At 70.2% G+C, this 16,013-nt stretch carries 12 protein-coding genes, 1 pseudogene and 1 riboswitch; of the genes and pseudogenes, 7 read left to right on the top strand and 6 right to left on the bottom strand.

Annotated features, from left to right (window positions below; genetic code table 11):
• Window positions 1-564 precede the first annotated feature (564 nt).
• Window positions 565-963: pseudogene (locus ACFYXH_RS05695) on the top strand (LuxR C-terminal-related transcriptional regulator); the annotation flags it as partial.
• Here the strand turns inward: ACFYXH_RS05695 and ACFYXH_RS05700 are convergent.
• The 6 genes from ACFYXH_RS05700 to ACFYXH_RS05725 all read right to left on the bottom strand — a co-directional run bounded on the left by ACFYXH_RS05700 (window position 889) and on the right by ACFYXH_RS05725 (window position 9,239).
• Window positions 889-2,721 carry an ATP-binding cassette domain-containing protein gene (locus ACFYXH_RS05700; protein ID WP_389560883.1) on the bottom strand — a complete coding sequence of 611 codons (1,833 nt, stop codon included), beginning with the start codon at window positions 2,719-2,721 and terminating at the stop codon, window positions 889-891. The pseudogene ACFYXH_RS05695 and the gene ACFYXH_RS05700 sit on opposite strands and share 75 nt — an antisense overlap.
• Window positions 2,714-4,555: an ABC transporter ATP-binding protein gene (locus tag ACFYXH_RS05705; protein ID WP_389560884.1), complete on the bottom strand. Its 1,842-nt coding sequence runs from the start codon at window positions 4,553-4,555 to the stop codon at window positions 2,714-2,716. The genes ACFYXH_RS05700 and ACFYXH_RS05705 overlap by 8 nt, the downstream gene beginning before the upstream one ends.
• Before the next feature lie 98 nt (window positions 4,556-4,653).
• Window positions 4,654-4,782, bottom strand: coding sequence for a SapB/AmfS family lanthipeptide (locus tag ACFYXH_RS05710; protein ID WP_327323282.1), 129 nt, complete (start codon window positions 4,780-4,782; stop codon window positions 4,654-4,656).
• A 33-nt stretch (window positions 4,783-4,815) separates the two neighbouring features.
• Window positions 4,816-7,392 (bottom strand): class III lanthionine synthetase LanKC, encoded by a 2,577-nt coding sequence (gene lanKC / locus ACFYXH_RS05715; RefSeq protein ID WP_389560885.1) that lies wholly within the window; start codon window positions 7,390-7,392, stop codon window positions 4,816-4,818.
• A 141-nt stretch (window positions 7,393-7,533) separates the two neighbouring features.
• Window positions 7,534-7,767: a ferredoxin gene (locus tag ACFYXH_RS05720; protein ID WP_327323284.1), complete on the bottom strand. Its 234-nt coding sequence runs from the start codon at window positions 7,765-7,767 to the stop codon at window positions 7,534-7,536.
• An 11-nt stretch (window positions 7,768-7,778) separates the two neighbouring features.
• Window positions 7,779-9,239, bottom strand: a complete 1,461-nt coding sequence (locus tag ACFYXH_RS05725; protein WP_389560886.1) for an aldehyde dehydrogenase — start codon at window positions 9,237-9,239, stop codon at window positions 7,779-7,781.
• 342 nt (window positions 9,240-9,581) lie between these two features.
• On the opposite strand from ACFYXH_RS05725, the gene ACFYXH_RS05730 reads away from it, so the two are divergent.
• The 6 genes from ACFYXH_RS05730 to ACFYXH_RS05755 all read left to right on the top strand — a co-directional run bounded on the left by ACFYXH_RS05730 (window position 9,582) and on the right by ACFYXH_RS05755 (window position 15,849).
• On the top strand, window positions 9,582-10,247 hold the full coding sequence (locus ACFYXH_RS05730; protein ID WP_389560887.1) for a hypothetical protein: 666 nt from the start codon (window positions 9,582-9,584) through the stop codon (window positions 10,245-10,247).
• Between the two features lie 115 nt (window positions 10,248-10,362).
• Entirely contained in the window at window positions 10,363-10,599 is a 237-nt protein-coding gene (locus ACFYXH_RS05735; RefSeq protein ID WP_389560888.1) for a ferredoxin, read from the top strand.
• A complete protein-coding gene (locus ACFYXH_RS05740; RefSeq protein ID WP_389560889.1) occupies window positions 10,589-11,977 on the top strand; it encodes an NAD(P)/FAD-dependent oxidoreductase in 1,389 nt (462 codons plus the stop codon). Before ACFYXH_RS05735 ends, ACFYXH_RS05740 begins: the two co-directional genes overlap by 11 nt.
• A 65-nt stretch (window positions 11,978-12,042) precedes the next feature.
• A complete protein-coding gene (locus tag ACFYXH_RS05745) occupies window positions 12,043-13,281 on the top strand; it encodes a cytochrome P450 (protein ID WP_389560890.1) in 1,239 nt (412 codons plus the stop codon).
• A gap of 562 nt (window positions 13,282-13,843) precedes the next feature.
• Window positions 13,844-14,575, top strand: coding sequence for a CAP domain-containing protein (locus ACFYXH_RS05750; protein ID WP_389560891.1), 732 nt, complete (start codon window positions 13,844-13,846; stop codon window positions 14,573-14,575).
• Between the two features lie 227 nt (window positions 14,576-14,802).
• Entirely contained in the window at window positions 14,803-15,849 is a 1,047-nt protein-coding gene (locus ACFYXH_RS05755; protein WP_389560892.1) for an MBL fold metallo-hydrolase, read from the top strand.
• A gap of 86 nt (window positions 15,850-15,935) precedes the next feature.
• Window positions 15,936-16,008: riboswitch (cobalamin riboswitch) on the top strand.
• Window positions 16,009-16,013: the final 5 nt, after the last annotated feature.

The following is a 16,013-nucleotide window of genomic DNA, read 5'->3' on the forward strand; positions in this document are numbered from 1 at the left end:
TCGTCGGTCGGGATGTTGAGATTGTTCGTCTTCTCGCCTGGCGAGAAGACGGATATTTCGTTCAATCTCGTTCTAAAGTAACCATATGTACACTTGGTGTCAAGTGCGCCGCACAGGCCCCAGACGTACCAGAAGTCGTCCATGACACCATGCGCAACTCTCTTTCGCCGTTGCGCCATTGGCGTCTGCCCGGACTGCAGGCGTGTCGGCACGCCGCGGGCGGTTCAGCCGCCGTTTTCGAGCGCCCATTCGATCACTGCAGGGGCCTGGCACGGCCCGCGTGCGCGGGTTGTTGCAGACCGGGGGTTCACGCCCGGCACGTGCGCCCCCCTTGCAACCCCTTGGCTGGTTCTGCACCTCCATGACGCGGGCGACACGCTGAGAATGTTCGCGTTCTGAATGGAGCAACCGTTAAGCGGTGAGCTAGGGGGACAGAACGTGATCCGGGTACTTCTGGTGCACGATGTGTGTCTGTTGCGGTCGGCGCTGGCGGAAAGACTCGCCGGAGAGCCCGACCTGGAGGTCTTCCACGCGCCCTGGCGCAGCGCGCCGAGCCGGGCGCGCATGCTCCGCCCTGACGTGTGCGCGGTGGACCTGGACTGTTCGGAGTCGTACGGCATCGCGCCGCTCGGTGAGCTGCCGGGAAGCCGGACCGGTGGGGGAAGCAGCCTGTTACTGGTACTCGCCAACGCGAATCGGCCAGGTCCACTCCGGCGGGCCGTCGAGGCATACGCCTGTGGCTTTGTCGACAAAGAGGGCACACCCGAGAATCTGATCGCCGCCATCCGGAAGGTGGCCAAGGGGGAACGTTTCGTCGACACCTCACTGGGCTTCAGCTTTCTGCGAGCAGCTCAAATGCCGCTCACTAAACGGGAGTTGAGCGTGCTGTCACTGGCTGCCGAGGGAGCCTCGATCGGCGACATCGCGAACAGTCTCCATCTGTCCAACGGCACGGTGCGCAACTACATGGCGGCCATCACCCGTAAGACCGGGGCGCGCAACCGGGTCGACGCCATAAGAATCTCCCAGGGCGAGGGCTGGGTGTGAGAACCCTGCGAAGGCCCCTGTCAGTTCGCGGTAGAAGGAGGAGCGGGCCAGCAGCTCCTCGTGGGTGCCGTACTCCGTGTGCGTCCCGTCCATCACCAGCACGCGGCCGGCCCGCCGCGCCGAGCCGATCCGGTGCGCGACGACGATCAGCGTGCCGCCGGGCCGGGTGGCGAACGCCCGCTCGGCGCGCGCCTCGGCCGCCGGGTCGAGGTGGCAGGTCGCCTCGTCGAGCAGCACAAGAGGCGCGGGCGCGGCATGGGCGCGGGCCAGCGCGAGCAGCTGGCGCTCTCCGGCCGACAGCGCGGTGGGGTCGACCCGCGCGTCGAGACCGCCCAGCCGCTCGACGAGCCCGTGCGCGCCGACGGCCGCACAGGAGGCGAGGACGGCGGCGTCCGGAGGCGGCTCGGGGCAGAGATGGCCGAGGTTCTCGCGCACGGTGGCGGTGAAGATGTACGCCTCCTGCGGTACGAGCACCCGCTCGGCGCCGAGCAGAACCTCGCCGTCGTCCGGCCGCAGCACCCCGGCGATCAGCGCGGCGAGCGTGGACTTGCCGATGCCGCTCGGGCCGGCGACGACGAGATGACCGCCCACGGGAACGGCCAGATCGAGCCCGTCGACGACGGGCGCGGCGCCCGGACCGTAGGCGAACGTCACGCCGCGCAGCCGTACCGCTGTACCGGCCCCGGCACCAGCCCCGGCACCAGCCCCGGTGCCGGGGCCGGGGCCGGGGCCGGTGCGCACCGCGCGCGGCTCCTCAGGGACTCCTTCCGCGGTGAGCCGGCGCAGCACGACCGCGAGGCGGGCGCCCGAGGTGCCGAGGCCCTGCATCAACGACTGCAGAGCGGGAAGCAGGGACTGGGTGAGATAGGCGAGGGCGCCGACCAGGGCGCCCGCGGTCACTCCGTGCGCGAGCAGCAAGGGCGCGGTGATCAGGAGCAGCACCACCGGGAGGCGGCCGCCGATGCCGACGGCCAGGACCCGCAGCGTGCCCCAGCGGGCCAGGTCGCGGGCCGCGCGGTACTCGTCGGCGATCCGGGCAGCCGCGCCCGTCGCCACGCGGTCCTCGGCCCCGGCAGCCGTGATGTCCCTCAATCCTGAGACCAGCGCGCCCAGTTCGGTGGCGATGGCCTCATCGGCGGCGAGGAAGGTCTCCTGTCTGCGGGCCAGCGGGCGCAGGGTCGCCAGGAAGAGCGCGAGACCGGCGAGCAGCGGCGGCAGTACCACCAGCAGCAGGACGGGCGCGAGGGAGAACAGCCCGGCCAGGGCCCCTGCCGCGGTGAAGACGAAGGTGCGCGAGACCAGCACGAGGCCCGCGAATGTGTCGCGGGCGATCTCCACCTGATGGGTGAGCCGGGAGACTGCCGCGTCGTCGCCGTCCCGCAGTGCGCGGTCCACCACCCGGCGTACGAGATCGTCCCGTACGGGCTCCACCAGCGCGGCGACCACCCGGTGGACCCTGCCCGTACCGAAGGCCCCGAGGACGACGGCGACCGCGGCGGCGGCCAGCCAGTACAGACCGTGGGCGGGTTCATGGGCGAGGAAACCGCCGTCGATGGCGCGGGCGAGCGCGTACCCGAGGAGAAACGTCTGCCCCGCCTCCAGCGCAGACCACGCGGCGAGGCGTACGAGCACACGCGGCCGGTGCCGCAGCAGCCGGAGCCGGGCCTCAGCCATCCGAGACCGCCTCCCGTCCGGCCGCGGTCTCCCCGACCGCCTTCTCCCCCGCCGCGATCTCCGCGACCGCCTTCTCCCCCGCCGCGATCTCCGCGACCGCCTTCTCCCCCGCCGCGGTCTCCCCGACCGCCTTCTCCCCCGCCGCGATCTCCGCGACCGTCTCCTCCGCGGCTGCGTCGTCGACCGCATCCTCCGCGAACACCGCGCGGTAGGACGGAAGTTGCCAGAGCTCGGCGTGCGGGGCCACGGCCCGGATACGGCCCTCCTCCAGCCAGACCACCCGGTCCGCGCGGGCCGCGGTCGGCACGCGGTGGGCGACGATCAGACGGGTACGGGCGCGGACGTCGTGAAGCAGCGCGCGGGACACCTTCAGTTCGGTGGCCGAGTCCAGGCTGGAGGTGGCGTCGTCCAGGATCAGCAGCCGCCCGGCGTGCGCGAACGCCCGTGCCAGGCCGAGGCGTTGGGCCTCACCACCGGACAGCGGTGCGGCCGCGCACGCAGTGGCGTAGCCGTGCGGCAGACGGCGTACGAAGTCGTCGGCGCACGCGGCTCGCGCGGCCTCCGCCACCGCCGCATCGCCGGGCTCGTACGCACCGAAGGCGATCGTGCCGCCGACCGTCCCGCCGAGCAGCGCCGGCCGGGCGAAGGCGTGGCCGACCTCGCGGCGCAGCACCTCTCGGGAGAGTCCGGCCACCGGGACGCCGTCGAGAAGCACCGTCCCCGCGTCGGGATCGGCAAGACGTCCGGCGACGGCCGCCAGGGCCGATTTGCCGCTGCCCGAGCGGCCCACGACGGCGGTGACCGAGCCGCCCGGTATCACCAGATCGACATTGTGCAGCCCGCGCAGCCGCACCCCGCGCAGCTCCAAAGTGCCTTCACCCGGTGGAAGTTCGCGCTCTCCGTACGTCATCTCGGGCGTCTCGAGGATCTCCGCGAGCCGGCCCGCCGCAGTGCGTCCGCGCACCAGGCCGTTGAGCTGTCCGACCAGTACGCCGGTGCCGGTGGCGAGCACTCCGTACCGCCACGCGGCCAGCATTCCGCCGACGCTCAACGCGCCCTCCGCGAGCCGTACTCCGGCGACAGCCAGCACCGCGAGCTGCAGCAGGGGCAGCAGCGCGGCCGCCCGCGCGGTGGATCGGCCCATGATCCGCCACATCAGGTGGCCCTGCCGGGACAGCTCGGGCAGCGGCGCAAGGATGCGCGCCGCGTCCCGGTCCCGGGTTCCGGCGGCGGCGATCGTACGGACTCCGCGCACCGCTTCCGTAAGCAGTCCCGCGATCTCGCCCTGGGCCCGCAGATAGCGCGCGGTGCTCTCGCCGGACTCCCGGATGAACACCCGCAGCAGCAGGACGAGCAGGGGCATCCCGGCGATCACCACGAGCGCGGTCCACCAGTCGGTGACGGCGAGCGCGACGAGCCCGCCCACGGGTGTGATCACGGCGGCGAGCGCGGTCGCGAGGGTCGTCGGCACGGTCCCGGCCTGTGCGGCGTTGCCGGTGAGGCGTGCCACCACCTCGCCGGGGGCCAGGCGCAGCCGGGGTCCGGACGCGAGGGCGTGCCGCAGTACCCGTTCCCGTATCCAGGCGGTGGTACGGGCGTTGGCGGTCCCGGTGACGAGTCCGTCGAGGGCGCCGAGGACGACGGCAAGGCCGGTGAGGCCCGCGCAGAGAGCGAGCCACGGATCGGCGTCCGACCGCCGACCGGCGAGCAGCAGGTCCAGCGCGCGGCCCAGTACGGCGGGCAGCGCAAGCCCGGTCGCGGCAAGGGCGCAGGTCAGCAGAAGGACGAAGACGGCACGCGGCGCGCCGTGCCGGACGGTTTCGCGCAGGAACATGGTCGCCCTCCCTCACCATCTGCATGCGTGCGCACGGCCCCGGACGGCGAGCGGTGCCGTCCAGGGCCGCGAACAATCACCTGATCAGAAGCAGATGATCAGAGGCAGAGAAGGTTGCTGTGCGAGCTGTGCTTGTCGCACAGCAGCAGGCTAACGCTGCTCTCCCCGCCACCGCCGCCGTGGTCGGTCTCGGGGACGTCCAGCTTCTGCAGGTCCAGAAGTGCCATGGTGATCTCCTTTTTCATGGGGACGGTATGCACTTACTGCTCGACCCCTTGCGGGGCCGTCTGTGGGGCCGCCTTCAGCGGCGGCAGGAACGGCAGCTGCGCGGAACGGTCACCGAGCGCGGCGCCGAGGGCGAGCAGACAACCGGCGGTTCCGGTGGCGAGGTCCATGGAGAGCCGCATCATCTGGTCGCCGGGGAAGGCGAGTTCACCCTCGTACGGCACGGCGTACCAGGAGAGTGCGGCGATCTGGGCGTCCAGCTGCGGGCGCGGGGCACGGGTACGGGCCAGGTGCAGCACCATCCCCGCGCGCCCGTTGAACAGTCCGGGCTGCGCGTAGTACCGCAGCCGGGCCGCGGGCAGTATCGCCTCCCTGGCGCGGGCGAACTCCTCGTCGTGACGGTGGGCGAGGTAGTCGTCGAGGACCGCGCCGATACCGGCGCTGCCCGCTCCGAGGTACGGCATGGTGCGTACGCCCTCGTCCACGAGCAGGGTCCCCGACCGGTCCGTCACACACCGGGCGAGATCCCGGCGCAGCGCCTCGGCCGCCTGGTCCAGCAGGGCGGAATCGCCCGTGGACTCGTACAGCCGCAGGAAGAACAGGGCGGGGCCGCTCGCGCCGTGCAGCAGCCCGGCGCGCCTGCCGTGGGCGGTCGGCGGCCGGTCGACCAGGACCCGCGCGGCCTCCAGCGCCTCTGCGCGCAGCCCGAGCCGGTCGAGTGCGAGGCCGATGCCGGCCAGCCCGCCGTGCAGATCGGGCGCGAGCCGCTGCCACTTCTCGTCGAGCACCCGCCCGACGAGTTCGACGGCACGCTCGCGGTGGCCGAGCCGGTCGAGGACATGCGCGACGCCCGTCAGCCCGTCGTAGAGACCGAGCGGGGTGCCGGCCGGTGGCGGTGCCGTATGGCTGAGCAGCCACTCCTCGCCCGCCTCGTAGCGTGCCGCGCCCGCCTCGGCGAGGGCGTACAGCACTCCGGCCGCGCCGTGCGCCAGTCCGAGTCCGCCGCCGTCCGCGAACTGCGCGATATCGCCCGGGAAGAGCCGGTCGTCGCGCTCCGGCGTCGCGGACGCGAGGATCGCGCGGACCATGGAGTCGTGGCCGCGAGGCCGGTCCCCTGCCTCCGCGGGCAGGTAACTTCCCGTGGGCTCCGGGGACTTGCTTCTGATCACCCGTACCGCCTCGTCGAGGAAACCGTCCGGCAGGCCGGGGAACTGCTCCGCCGCGACCTCGGCCAGATGCGCCGCCTTGCCCCGGTCCACGACCAGCAGCGTCGTCATCGGCACGAAGAGGGCGAGCCGCAGGCAGGCGAGTGCGTAGCGGTCCACCTCGAAGCCCTCACGGTCACCCGGCGCGACGAACCCCGGGTGGGCCATGGCCTGGCCGCGGTGCTCTCCCACCGGCGTCGCGGCCTCGAAGTCCAGCAGCCGTACGGAATCGTCGTCCGGGTCGACCATGATGTTGAACATATGCAGGTCGTTGAAGACAAGACCACGGGCGTGCACGGCCGCCACGGCCTCCTCGACCGCGTGCAGCACACCCAGCGCCCATTGCGTGTACTCCGCGACCGCCGCCGGATCCGGCTCGACAGCCAGCAGCGGATGACGCTGCGCGAAGAAGGAGTTGAGGGTGCGGCCGGGGAGGAAGTCCATGACGAGGAAGCGGTGGTCGCCGAGGATGAACCAGTCGCGCGCCTCGGGTGCGACACCGAGCCCGGTGAGCCGCTCGAGCGCGGCTCTCTCGCGCTCCAGCCGTGTCACGGCGTCGGCCCCGTCCGCGGCGAGCCCGGCGTGCGGCCGCGCCTCCTTGAGTACCACCTGCTCGCCGGTCCGCAGATCGGTGCCGGCGTACACGCCACCGCCGTTGGAGAAGTGCAGGGCGCTCTCGATGCGGTACGGCAGTTCGCCAGTGGTGGTCGCGTTGCGCGCCGCCAGCTGGGGCTCCAGGAAAGAGGGCAGCGTCACCCACTCGGGCAGCTGGAAGACCGGGTCCCTGCGGTCCGGCACCAGTACGCCTTCGGGGTTCTCGATGGCGGGCACGAGGGCGCCGGAGCCGGTTTCGTCGACACAGTGCCGCTTCGCGAAGCCGCCGTACCGTACATACAGCGGGCCGTCGTTCCAGCGGAGATCGGTGAGGATGTACGGGCCCGGCTCGCCGTCGAGCAGCACACCCAACTCATCCAGAATCAGCTGGAGTTCCGTCTCGTCGGCCGGATAGATGGTGGCGAACTTGCCGCTGGAGCCGCGCCCCGCGTATTTGGAGTTGCGCAGGTGCAGCGGCTGCCGGCCGGGGACGAACTTGAAGGGAATCTCCCGTGGGACGCAGTAGTCCCACACCTTGGCCGCGGTCTTCTCGGCGTTGTCGAGACAGGCCGAGACATGGATCTTCCAGCCCTGGCGGGGGCGCACCGTGTCCACCGGGCTGATATGGAGCCAGTCCCCGGAGAGGAAGCTTCGCCACCCTTCGGGGACCGGGCGCTGGGCCGCCTCGAAGAGCGGGACGCTGCTCTCCGTACGGGACGGCATGCCGGCGGATGTACGCGTGGAGGACAAGCGGTCCGGGGTCTCGTAGAAAATCCTGTCCGCGAGACAGAAGACCTCGTACCGCTTGTCCATGACACTTCCCCCCTCGGCGACGTGACACCAAGATTTCCACGGGGCCGGGGGGCCGGACAGTCACGCATGTCATGAGATCACTGTGCGATACGCACGAGTCAACCTCTGTTCCACGCTGTTCGAAGGTCGGTTGCCGCTCCGCTACTCCTCGGGCGGAAAGACCGGCTCCCCGCTCTCCAGCAGCGTGATGGCGATCGCCTCGACCGGGCAGTTCTCGGCTGCCGCGAGGATCTTCTCGTTGGCGTCGGTGTCGGCGTCCTGTGGATGCGACTGCCGGGCCGCGTCGAGCGCGAAGCCGTCCGGGGCGTGGCTCAGGCACATGCCCGAGCCGATACAGACGTTCCGGTCGACCTCTACGTGCCAGCGGTCTCCCATCGGTTCTCCTCTCAGTTCTCTCCGGACCCGGCCGGCAGATGGATCATCTTGTGCTCCAGGTACTCGCTGTAGCCCTCCGGCCCGAACTCCCGCCCCAGGCCCGAGTTCTTGTAGCCGCCGAACGGCCCGAGCATGTCGAGGCTGAAGGTGTTGACGTTGTACGTCCCGGTCCTGACCCGTCGCGCGAAGTCGATGCCACGCTCGACGTCGGCCGTCCAGACGCTGCCGCTGAGCCCGTAGTCGGAGTCGTTCGCGATCTTCGCCGCCTCGCTCTCGTCCCCGTACGGCAGCAGACAGATCACCGGCCCGAATATCTCCTCGCGGGCGATGCGCATGGAGTTGTCGACCCCGCCGAAGAGCGTCGGCTCCACGTACCAGCCCTGCTCAAGACCGGCCGGACGCCCGCCGCCCGTAAGTACCTTGGCGCCTTCCTCCTGCCCGATCCTGATGTAGTCGAGCGAGCGCTGCTGCTGGCGCCGGGCCACCAGCGGCCCGACCTGCGTCGAGGCGTCGAGCGGGTCACCGACCACCAGGGCGCTCGCCGCTGCGGCGAGCGCCTCCGCTATCTCCTCGTAGCGGCTGCGCGGCGCGAGGATACGGCTCTGGGCCACGCACGCCTGCCCGTTGTTCATCCAGGCCGCCGGGACGATCCCGGCCACCGCCGACTCCAGATCCGCGTCCGGCAGGATCACCGCCGCCGACTTGCCGCCGAGTTCGAGCGTGACGCGGGTGAGATTGCGCGAGGCGACCTCCATGACCCGCTTGCCGGCCGCGACCGAGCCGGTGAAGGAGACCTTGTCGATGCCGGGGTGCCCGACCAGGTACTCGCTCACGTCGCGGTCCGCGGGGAGGATCGAGAGGACGCCCTGCGGCAGCCCGGCCTCCTGCGCGATCTCGGCGAGGATGTAGGAGTCCAGGGGCGACTCGGGCGATGGCTTGAGCACCACCGTGCAGCCGGCCAGCAGCGCCGGGCCGAGCTTGGCCGCGGCCGTGAACTGCGGGACGTTCCACGGGATCACGGCCGCCACGACGCCCACCGGCTCCCGCCGTACGAGGATCGGCCCGAGCACTCCGGCCCGCTGCTCCTCGAGCGGATATCCGCGCGCGACGGTGATCGCCGCGTCCCACACCATCATCGCGCCGAGCGCCTGCGCGAGCACGCTCCAGGAGTACGGGGAGCCGTTCTGCGCGCTGATGGAGCGGGCGATCTCCTCGTGCCGTACCGCGATCGCGTCCTTGATTCTGGTGATGACGGCGATCCGCTCGTCGAGCGTCATGCGCGGCCAGGGCCCCTCGTCGAAGGCCTTGCGGGCGGTGGCGACCGCCCGGTCGACGTCCGCCGGTGAGGCGTGCGGGACCCGCCCGATGACCTGCTCGGTGTGCGGCGATACGACCTCGATGGCGTCGCTGCCGAGCGGATCGGTCAACTCCCCACCGATGAACAGCTTTCCGTGTTCCACAAGCTCGGTCATGGCTGCTGCCTCCTGCGGCCCGGCGCTATCTGACACTGTTTCAGAACTGATACCAGTTCTAGTTGAAGGAGTCCACGGCAGGAACGAAATAGCCCCCGACCAGTGGTTTCCCGTTGGGCGGGGGCGACCGGGCTGCGCGGGGCGGCCATGGGGCCGCGCGGCGCTTCCGGGCCTTTCCAACAGCAGCGAGGTGCCACCAAGCATGATCCGGAACCACGATTCGCACGACGCCGACTCGCTGCCGGTCCGCGCACGTCACCCTCTTGGGCGGTCCGGGTGGCGCGGCCGTGTGCGCGGGTGCTTGCTGGTCCTAATCGACAGGGAGAGGAAGCGACGACACCCATGGAGAGGAGAGATCAGGCGCTGCGCACCCCCCGAGCCGCAGGACTGGTAGGGATCGTCTTCGCCGTACTGCTCGCTGCTGCCATCGTTCTGGTCCGCCTGGCGATTCCGGAGGAGCCGAGCGGCGGGGGCAGCACCTGGATCATCGATCCCTCGAAGCGGCACGCGGTACAGACGGCGCTCGGCCTCATCCCGTTCGCGGGCATCTTCTTCCTGTGGTTCATGGGCGCTGTGCGCGCACGTATCGGAGAGGCGGAGGACCAGTTCCTCGCCACTGTCTTCATGGGCAGCGGCCTGGTATTCGTGGCGACTCTTTTCGGGGCCGCGGCAGCAGCCGGAAGTCTGCTGGATACGGCCGATCCGTCCGGGACCGGCTCCGTGCAACTCCGGTCCTTCGGCCATCACTTCACCTACAGCCTTCTGACGACCTACGCGATGCGCATGGCCGCGGTATTCACCTTCTCGACCTCCTCCATCGGGCATCGGCTCGGAGTCCTGCCGCGCTGGCTTTCCATCCTGGGCTATCTCGTCGCCCTGACACTGCTCCTCGTGACGAGCAGCATCCCCTGGTCCGAGCTGGTCTTCCCCCTGTGGGCTCTGATTCTCAGCCTCTACATTCTGGTGGCCAGTTTCCGCCCGCGGCCCGCACCGGCCCCCTCGTCATGACCGGCTATTTCCCGAGCGTTATCGGCTGATAACTCCTTTGGCCCGCCTGTGCTCGCGAAACCACAGGAGCACGCACAGGCTGGGGCAGGGGTACTACTGGAAGGGCGGCCCCTTGATGAGGCTTGTCGTCGATCTCAACCGGTGCCAGGGGTACGCGCAGTGCGCCTTCCTCGCACCCGACGTATTCACCATGCACGGCGACGAGGCGCTGTTGTACAACCCGCACGCCGACGACACACAGCGGGAGCACGTGGCGCGCGCCGCCGCGGCTTGTCCGGTCCAGGCCATCTTGGTGGACGACCTGGGCAATGAGCCGGCCCCGGTGAAGCAGGGGGTGTCCAGTGGACGGTGAGCTGGAATGGCTGAGGCGCGAGGGGCGGATCGTGATCGTGGGCGCCTCCCTCGCCGGCCTCCGGGCCGCGGAGACCCTGCGGGAGGAGGGCTTCACCGGTTCGCTGACGCTGATCGGCGACGAGCCCTACGAGCCGTACGACCGGCCGCCGCTGTCCAAGCAGGTCCTGCTCGGCAAGGCGTCGGCGGAGCACACCGCGCTGCCCCGTCGCTGGGCGATCGATGCGCAGTGGCGGCTCGGTGACGCCGCCACCGGGCTGGACATGGCCGCCAAGCGGGTACGCCTGGCCGGCGGCGACGAGGTGGAGTACGACCGGCTGCTGATCACCACGGGCGTCCGTGCCCGGCCGTGGCCGCATGAAGAAGAGGCCGAGCTGGACGGGGTCTTTGTGCTGCGCACGCGCGAGGACGCGGCCGGACTGCACCGGCGGCTGACGGCCGGACCTCGCCGGGTGCTCATCATCGGCGCCGGCTTCACCGGCTCGGAGATCGCCTCCGCCTGCCGTGAGCAGGGACTGCCCGTCACCGTCGCGGAGCGTGCGGCCGCGCCTCTCGTGGGCGCGCTCGGCGGCGTGGTCGGCGAGGTGGCCGCCGAGCTGCAACGCCAAGCAGGCGTGGACCTGCGCTGCGGCGTCATGGTCACAGGGCTGGAGGGCGACTCGGCAGGGCGGCTGCGCCGTGCCCACCTGTCCGACGGCTCGACGATCGACGCGGACGTGGCGGTAATCTCGCTCGGCGCGACGCGCAACACCGAGTGGCTGGCCGGATCCGGGCTCGGCGCCGGACCCCGGGGAATCGCCTGCGACGCGGGCTGCCGCGCCTTCGACGTCCGGGGCATCGTGACCGACGACGTCTTCGTCGCCGGTGACGTCGCACGGTCCCCGCATGCGCTCTTCGGTTACCAGTTCCTGTCCCTGGAGCACTGGGGCAATGCCGTCGCGCAGGCCGAGATCGCGGCGCACAACATGATCAGCGCCAGCTCGGACCGCCGTCCGCACCTGTGGGTGCCGGCCTTCTGGTCCTCGCAGTTCGGCGTCAGCATCAAGTCGGTCGGCGTTCCGTCCCTGGGCGAGGAGATCCTCATCGCCCAGGGATCACTCGCCGAGCGCCGCTTCACCGGCGTGTACGGATACCAGGGCCGCGTCATCGCCGCCGTCACCTTCGACCAGACGAAGTGGCTGGACTTCTACCAGCGGCTGATCGAATCGGCTGCGCCGTTCCCGCTGAGCTTCCCCACCGTCGACCGCCGTCCTGAAGGTCTGCGACCGGTCTCGGCCGACTTCCCCGACCCCTCCCTGCCCACCCACGCGCCGACCGTCACCCTCAGCGGCTACTCGCCGGCCGACCGGCGGATCACCTTCACTCCGGTCCGAGCCTGATCGCGGGCACGGCAACGCCCGTCCAAGGCCCGCAAAGCCGTCTCCAACGCCCACAAGGACCCGTCATGACGCAAGCCACGCTCCTGGGACAGATCCTCGACCACGCCAACCGCGCCGACCCCTACCCCCTGTACGCCGAGCTCCGCAAGACTCCGGTGTACCGAGAGGAGGACGGCAACACGTACGTGGTCAGCAACTACTGGGAGATCAAGGGCCTGCTCCACGATCCGCGGATCAGCTCCGACGCCCGAAATCTGTCCCCCCAGGCCGCCGGCGCCCTCCCTGACCAGGAGGAAGAGGGCAACCTGCCGCCCACCTTCCTGAAGCTCGACCCTCCCGAGCACGACCGGTTGCGCCGTATGACGATGCGGCCGTTCGGACCGCCGAAGACCCCTCGGCGTGTCCACAACATGCGCGGCGAACTCTCCAAGATCGTTTCGGATCTCATCGACGGCTTCGGAGACCGTGAGCAGGTCGACCTCGTCGACAACTTCTCCTACCCCTTCCCCGTGACGGTGATCTGCCGGCTGCTCGGGATCCCCCGCGACGACGAGGCGCGCTTCCACACCTGGGCCGACACCATCGCCGCCAGCCTGGACCCGGACCCGTCCAAGGACCCCACCGAGCGGCGCCGCATCGCCCAGCAGGCCCGCACCGAGCTGGGCATGTACCTGGCCGGGCTCATCGACGAACGCCGCAAGGCACCCGGCGACGACATGCTCTCCGCGCTGGCCACCGACCAGGGCCCCGACGGGCAGATGACCCCGATGGAGGTGATCAGTACTGCTGCCCTGCTCCTGATCGCCGGCCACGAGACCACGGTCAACCTCATCACCAACGGGATGCTCACCCTGCTGCGCAACCCGGACGTCCTCAAGCGGCTGCGGGAGGAGCCTCAGCTGGCCATCCCGCTCGTGGAAGAGCTCCTGCGCTTCGAGCCTCCCGTGCAGCTGCTGCCCCAGCGCACCACGCTCGCGGACATCGAGGTCGCCGGCACCACCATCCCCAAGGGCGCGTCCCTCTGGCTCGTCCTTGCCTCCGGCAACCGGGACCCGAAACGGTTCCCCGACCCCGACCGGTTCGACCCCGACCGGAGGGACAACCAGCACCTCGGCCTCGGCAGCGGCATCCACAACTGCTTCGGCGCGCCCCTCGCCCGCATGGAGGCGCAGCTCGCCCTGACCGAGCTCGCCCGCAGGCTCGACAACCCCCGCCTGATGGAGGACCCACCCCCCTACCGCCAGAACGCTGTCCTGCGTGGCCCCCGCCACCTGAACATCGCCTTCGACGGCTTCCGCGCCTAGGGCGCCCTCGCGTTCTCACCGACCAGCGCGACCACGGGGAACATGTAGCCAGGAGCGCCTCGAAGCGGCGCCCCTGGCTACATCCGCGCTCCCACGCCACTCACCCTCATAAGCGGCAAAGTCACGCAGAGCGACCAACGGGGAGGCTGGTTCCCCCATCGCCCAGTGACATCAGCCACACGGACATTCGGCACTTAGGTCGCTGAATAGTAGATGGCACGTTAGCGACATAGCGATATTTGTCCGTCTTGGTACAGACATACCCCTCGCAGGTTTTGGCGGCATTCGGTCCGCTCGTCACTTTCGCCCGGCCGGCGAGCGGACAAGGGTTTCTGACGAAGCATCAGAACCTTCCGTGACCCCGAAAGCCGGACCAGCACGCCCGTGCGCCCATTTCAAGACCCCTCCAGTCCTACGAATCAAGGTAGTACTGGTGCTCGTTGCCCTGCCCTGACAGCGGTTCTAAGAATGGCGGCGCAAAGCGTCTCCGCAGCTCAGGTGCAGGATCTGCGCAGAGTCGGCCACACCGGGGGCGCCCCGCGATTAACGAGCGAGGTCACGCATGAGCAAGCACCGTAGGAAGACGTACTACCGGAAGATAACCATCGCGGCCGTCGCCGTGGGAGCCATAGGTGTGCCCTCTGCCGCCATGGCCTGCATGGACCCCCAGGAGAACGCGGGCAGCAAGTCCTACGGCCACCACTGGAACGGCCACCACTGGAAGGGTGCGAACTCGGAGCAGCGGTGGACGGGCTCTCCATGGGGCCAGAAGCCGACGGCGGGAGCGTCGCAGACGCCCGCTGCTACTCCGAGCGCACCTAAGACCGCGACTCCCAGCGCACCCAAGGCCACCGCGACTCCCAGCGCACCCAAGGCCACCGCGACTCCGAGCGCACCGAAGACGGCCGCCCCGGCGTCCGGGGATGCGGCCCGCGTGTTGCAGCTCGTCAACAGCGAGCGCAGCAAGGTCGGGTGCTCCGCGCTGACCATGAACGCGAAGCTGACGAAGGCCGCCCAGGACCACAGCAAGGACATGGCTTCCCACACGAACATGTCTCACACGGGCTCCGACGGCTCGTCTCCTGGCGACCGGATCACGAGTGCCGGTTACAACTGGAGCACCTACGGCGAGAACGTCGCCTACGGCTACGCCACACCCGAGAGCGTCATGGCGGGCTGGATGGGCAGCCCCGGCCACAAGGCCAACATCCTCAACTGTGCGTTCAAGGAGATCGGCATCGGCCTCGCGCAGCCCAACAGTTACTGGACGCAGGACTTCGGAACGGCCCAGTAGCGGCACAAGGAATCCGGCCACCGCTTGCCCCGGTCCCACTTCTGCGGGGATGGCGAGGCCGCTCCAGCGGATGAAAGGCCCTGACCGGTTCGCCGGTCGGGGCCTTCGTCGTCGGCGCCCGCAGATCAGCCAACTCCGCTGGAATGACAGTCGACTTGGGCGACTATTGGAACCAGTTCTAGTTATAGTGGGCCGTGGCCGTGTCGCCGAGGAGAGACGAGAGCCCCATGACCCAGGTGACCGACCACGGCGGGGGCGTCTGGTCCATCGAGGTGCCCATTCCGGACAATCCGCTCGGTTACACCCTGGTCCACCTGCTCGACACCGACCGTGGGCCCGTACTCATCGACACCGGCTGGGACGACCCGGCCTCCTGGGACACCCTCGTCGCGGGTCTCGACTCCCTCGATGTCGCGGTCGGTGACATCCACGGCGTCGTCATCACCCACCACCACCCCGACCACCACGGCCTGTCCGGGCAGGTCCGGGAGGTCTCCGGCGCCTGGATCGCGATGCACGACGCGGACGGTGCGGTGGTACGCCGCACCAGGGAGGCCGAACCGGCCCGCTGGCTCGACTACCTGGCGGACAAACTCTCCAGGGCCGGCGCCCCCGACGAACACACCGCTCCGCTGCGCGCGGCCCGCGCCTCGGGCCGGATGCGTACGCTGCCGGGTCTGCGCGCGGCCCTGCCCGACCGGGAGATCGTCCCCGGCGAACTCCTCGACCTGCCGGGCCGCCGGCTCCGCGCCATCTGGACCCCCGGCCACACGCCCGGCCATGTCTGCCTCCACCTGGACGAGGCCCATCCGGCGGGCAGACCCGGCAATGGGCGGCTCTTCTCCGGCGACCATCTGCTGCCCCGGATCACCCCGCACATCGGCCTCTACGAAGATCCCGACGCCGGCGACACAGCCACCGTCACCGATCCGCTCGGCGACTACCTCGACTCCCTCGAGCGCATCGGCCGCCTCGCGCCCGCCGAGGTGCTCCCGGCGCACCAGTACGCCTTCCCCGATGCCGTGTCCCGGGTACGGGAGTTGCTCGACCACCACGAGGAACGGCTCACCGGTCTGCTCGGACTGCTGGCCGCCCCGCGCACTGCGTGGCAGGTCGCCGAGCGGATGGAGTGGAACCGGCCCTGGGACCAGATCCCGTACGGATCACGCAACATCGCGGTCTCGGAGGCGGAGGCACATCTGCGGCGACTGATGAAGCTGGGGCGCGCGGAGGTGCTGACAGGGAGCGGCCCGACGCTGTACGTGGCGGTCTGACCCCTGGTGGCCCCCGGCGACCGGCCACCGGCGATCGACTACCGGCCGGTCGGTACAGTGGGCGAGTCGTCATCATGACCGTACGGGGGGAAGCCGGTGCAAATCCGGCACTGACCCGCAGCCGTGAACCGCCGTCGCAAGCGGTGAGTCGGAATGCCCCGTAC

Source organism: Streptomyces sp. NPDC002730 (assembly GCF_042888805.1).
Taxonomy (GTDB): domain Bacteria; phylum Actinomycetota; class Actinomycetes; order Streptomycetales; family Streptomycetaceae; genus Streptomyces.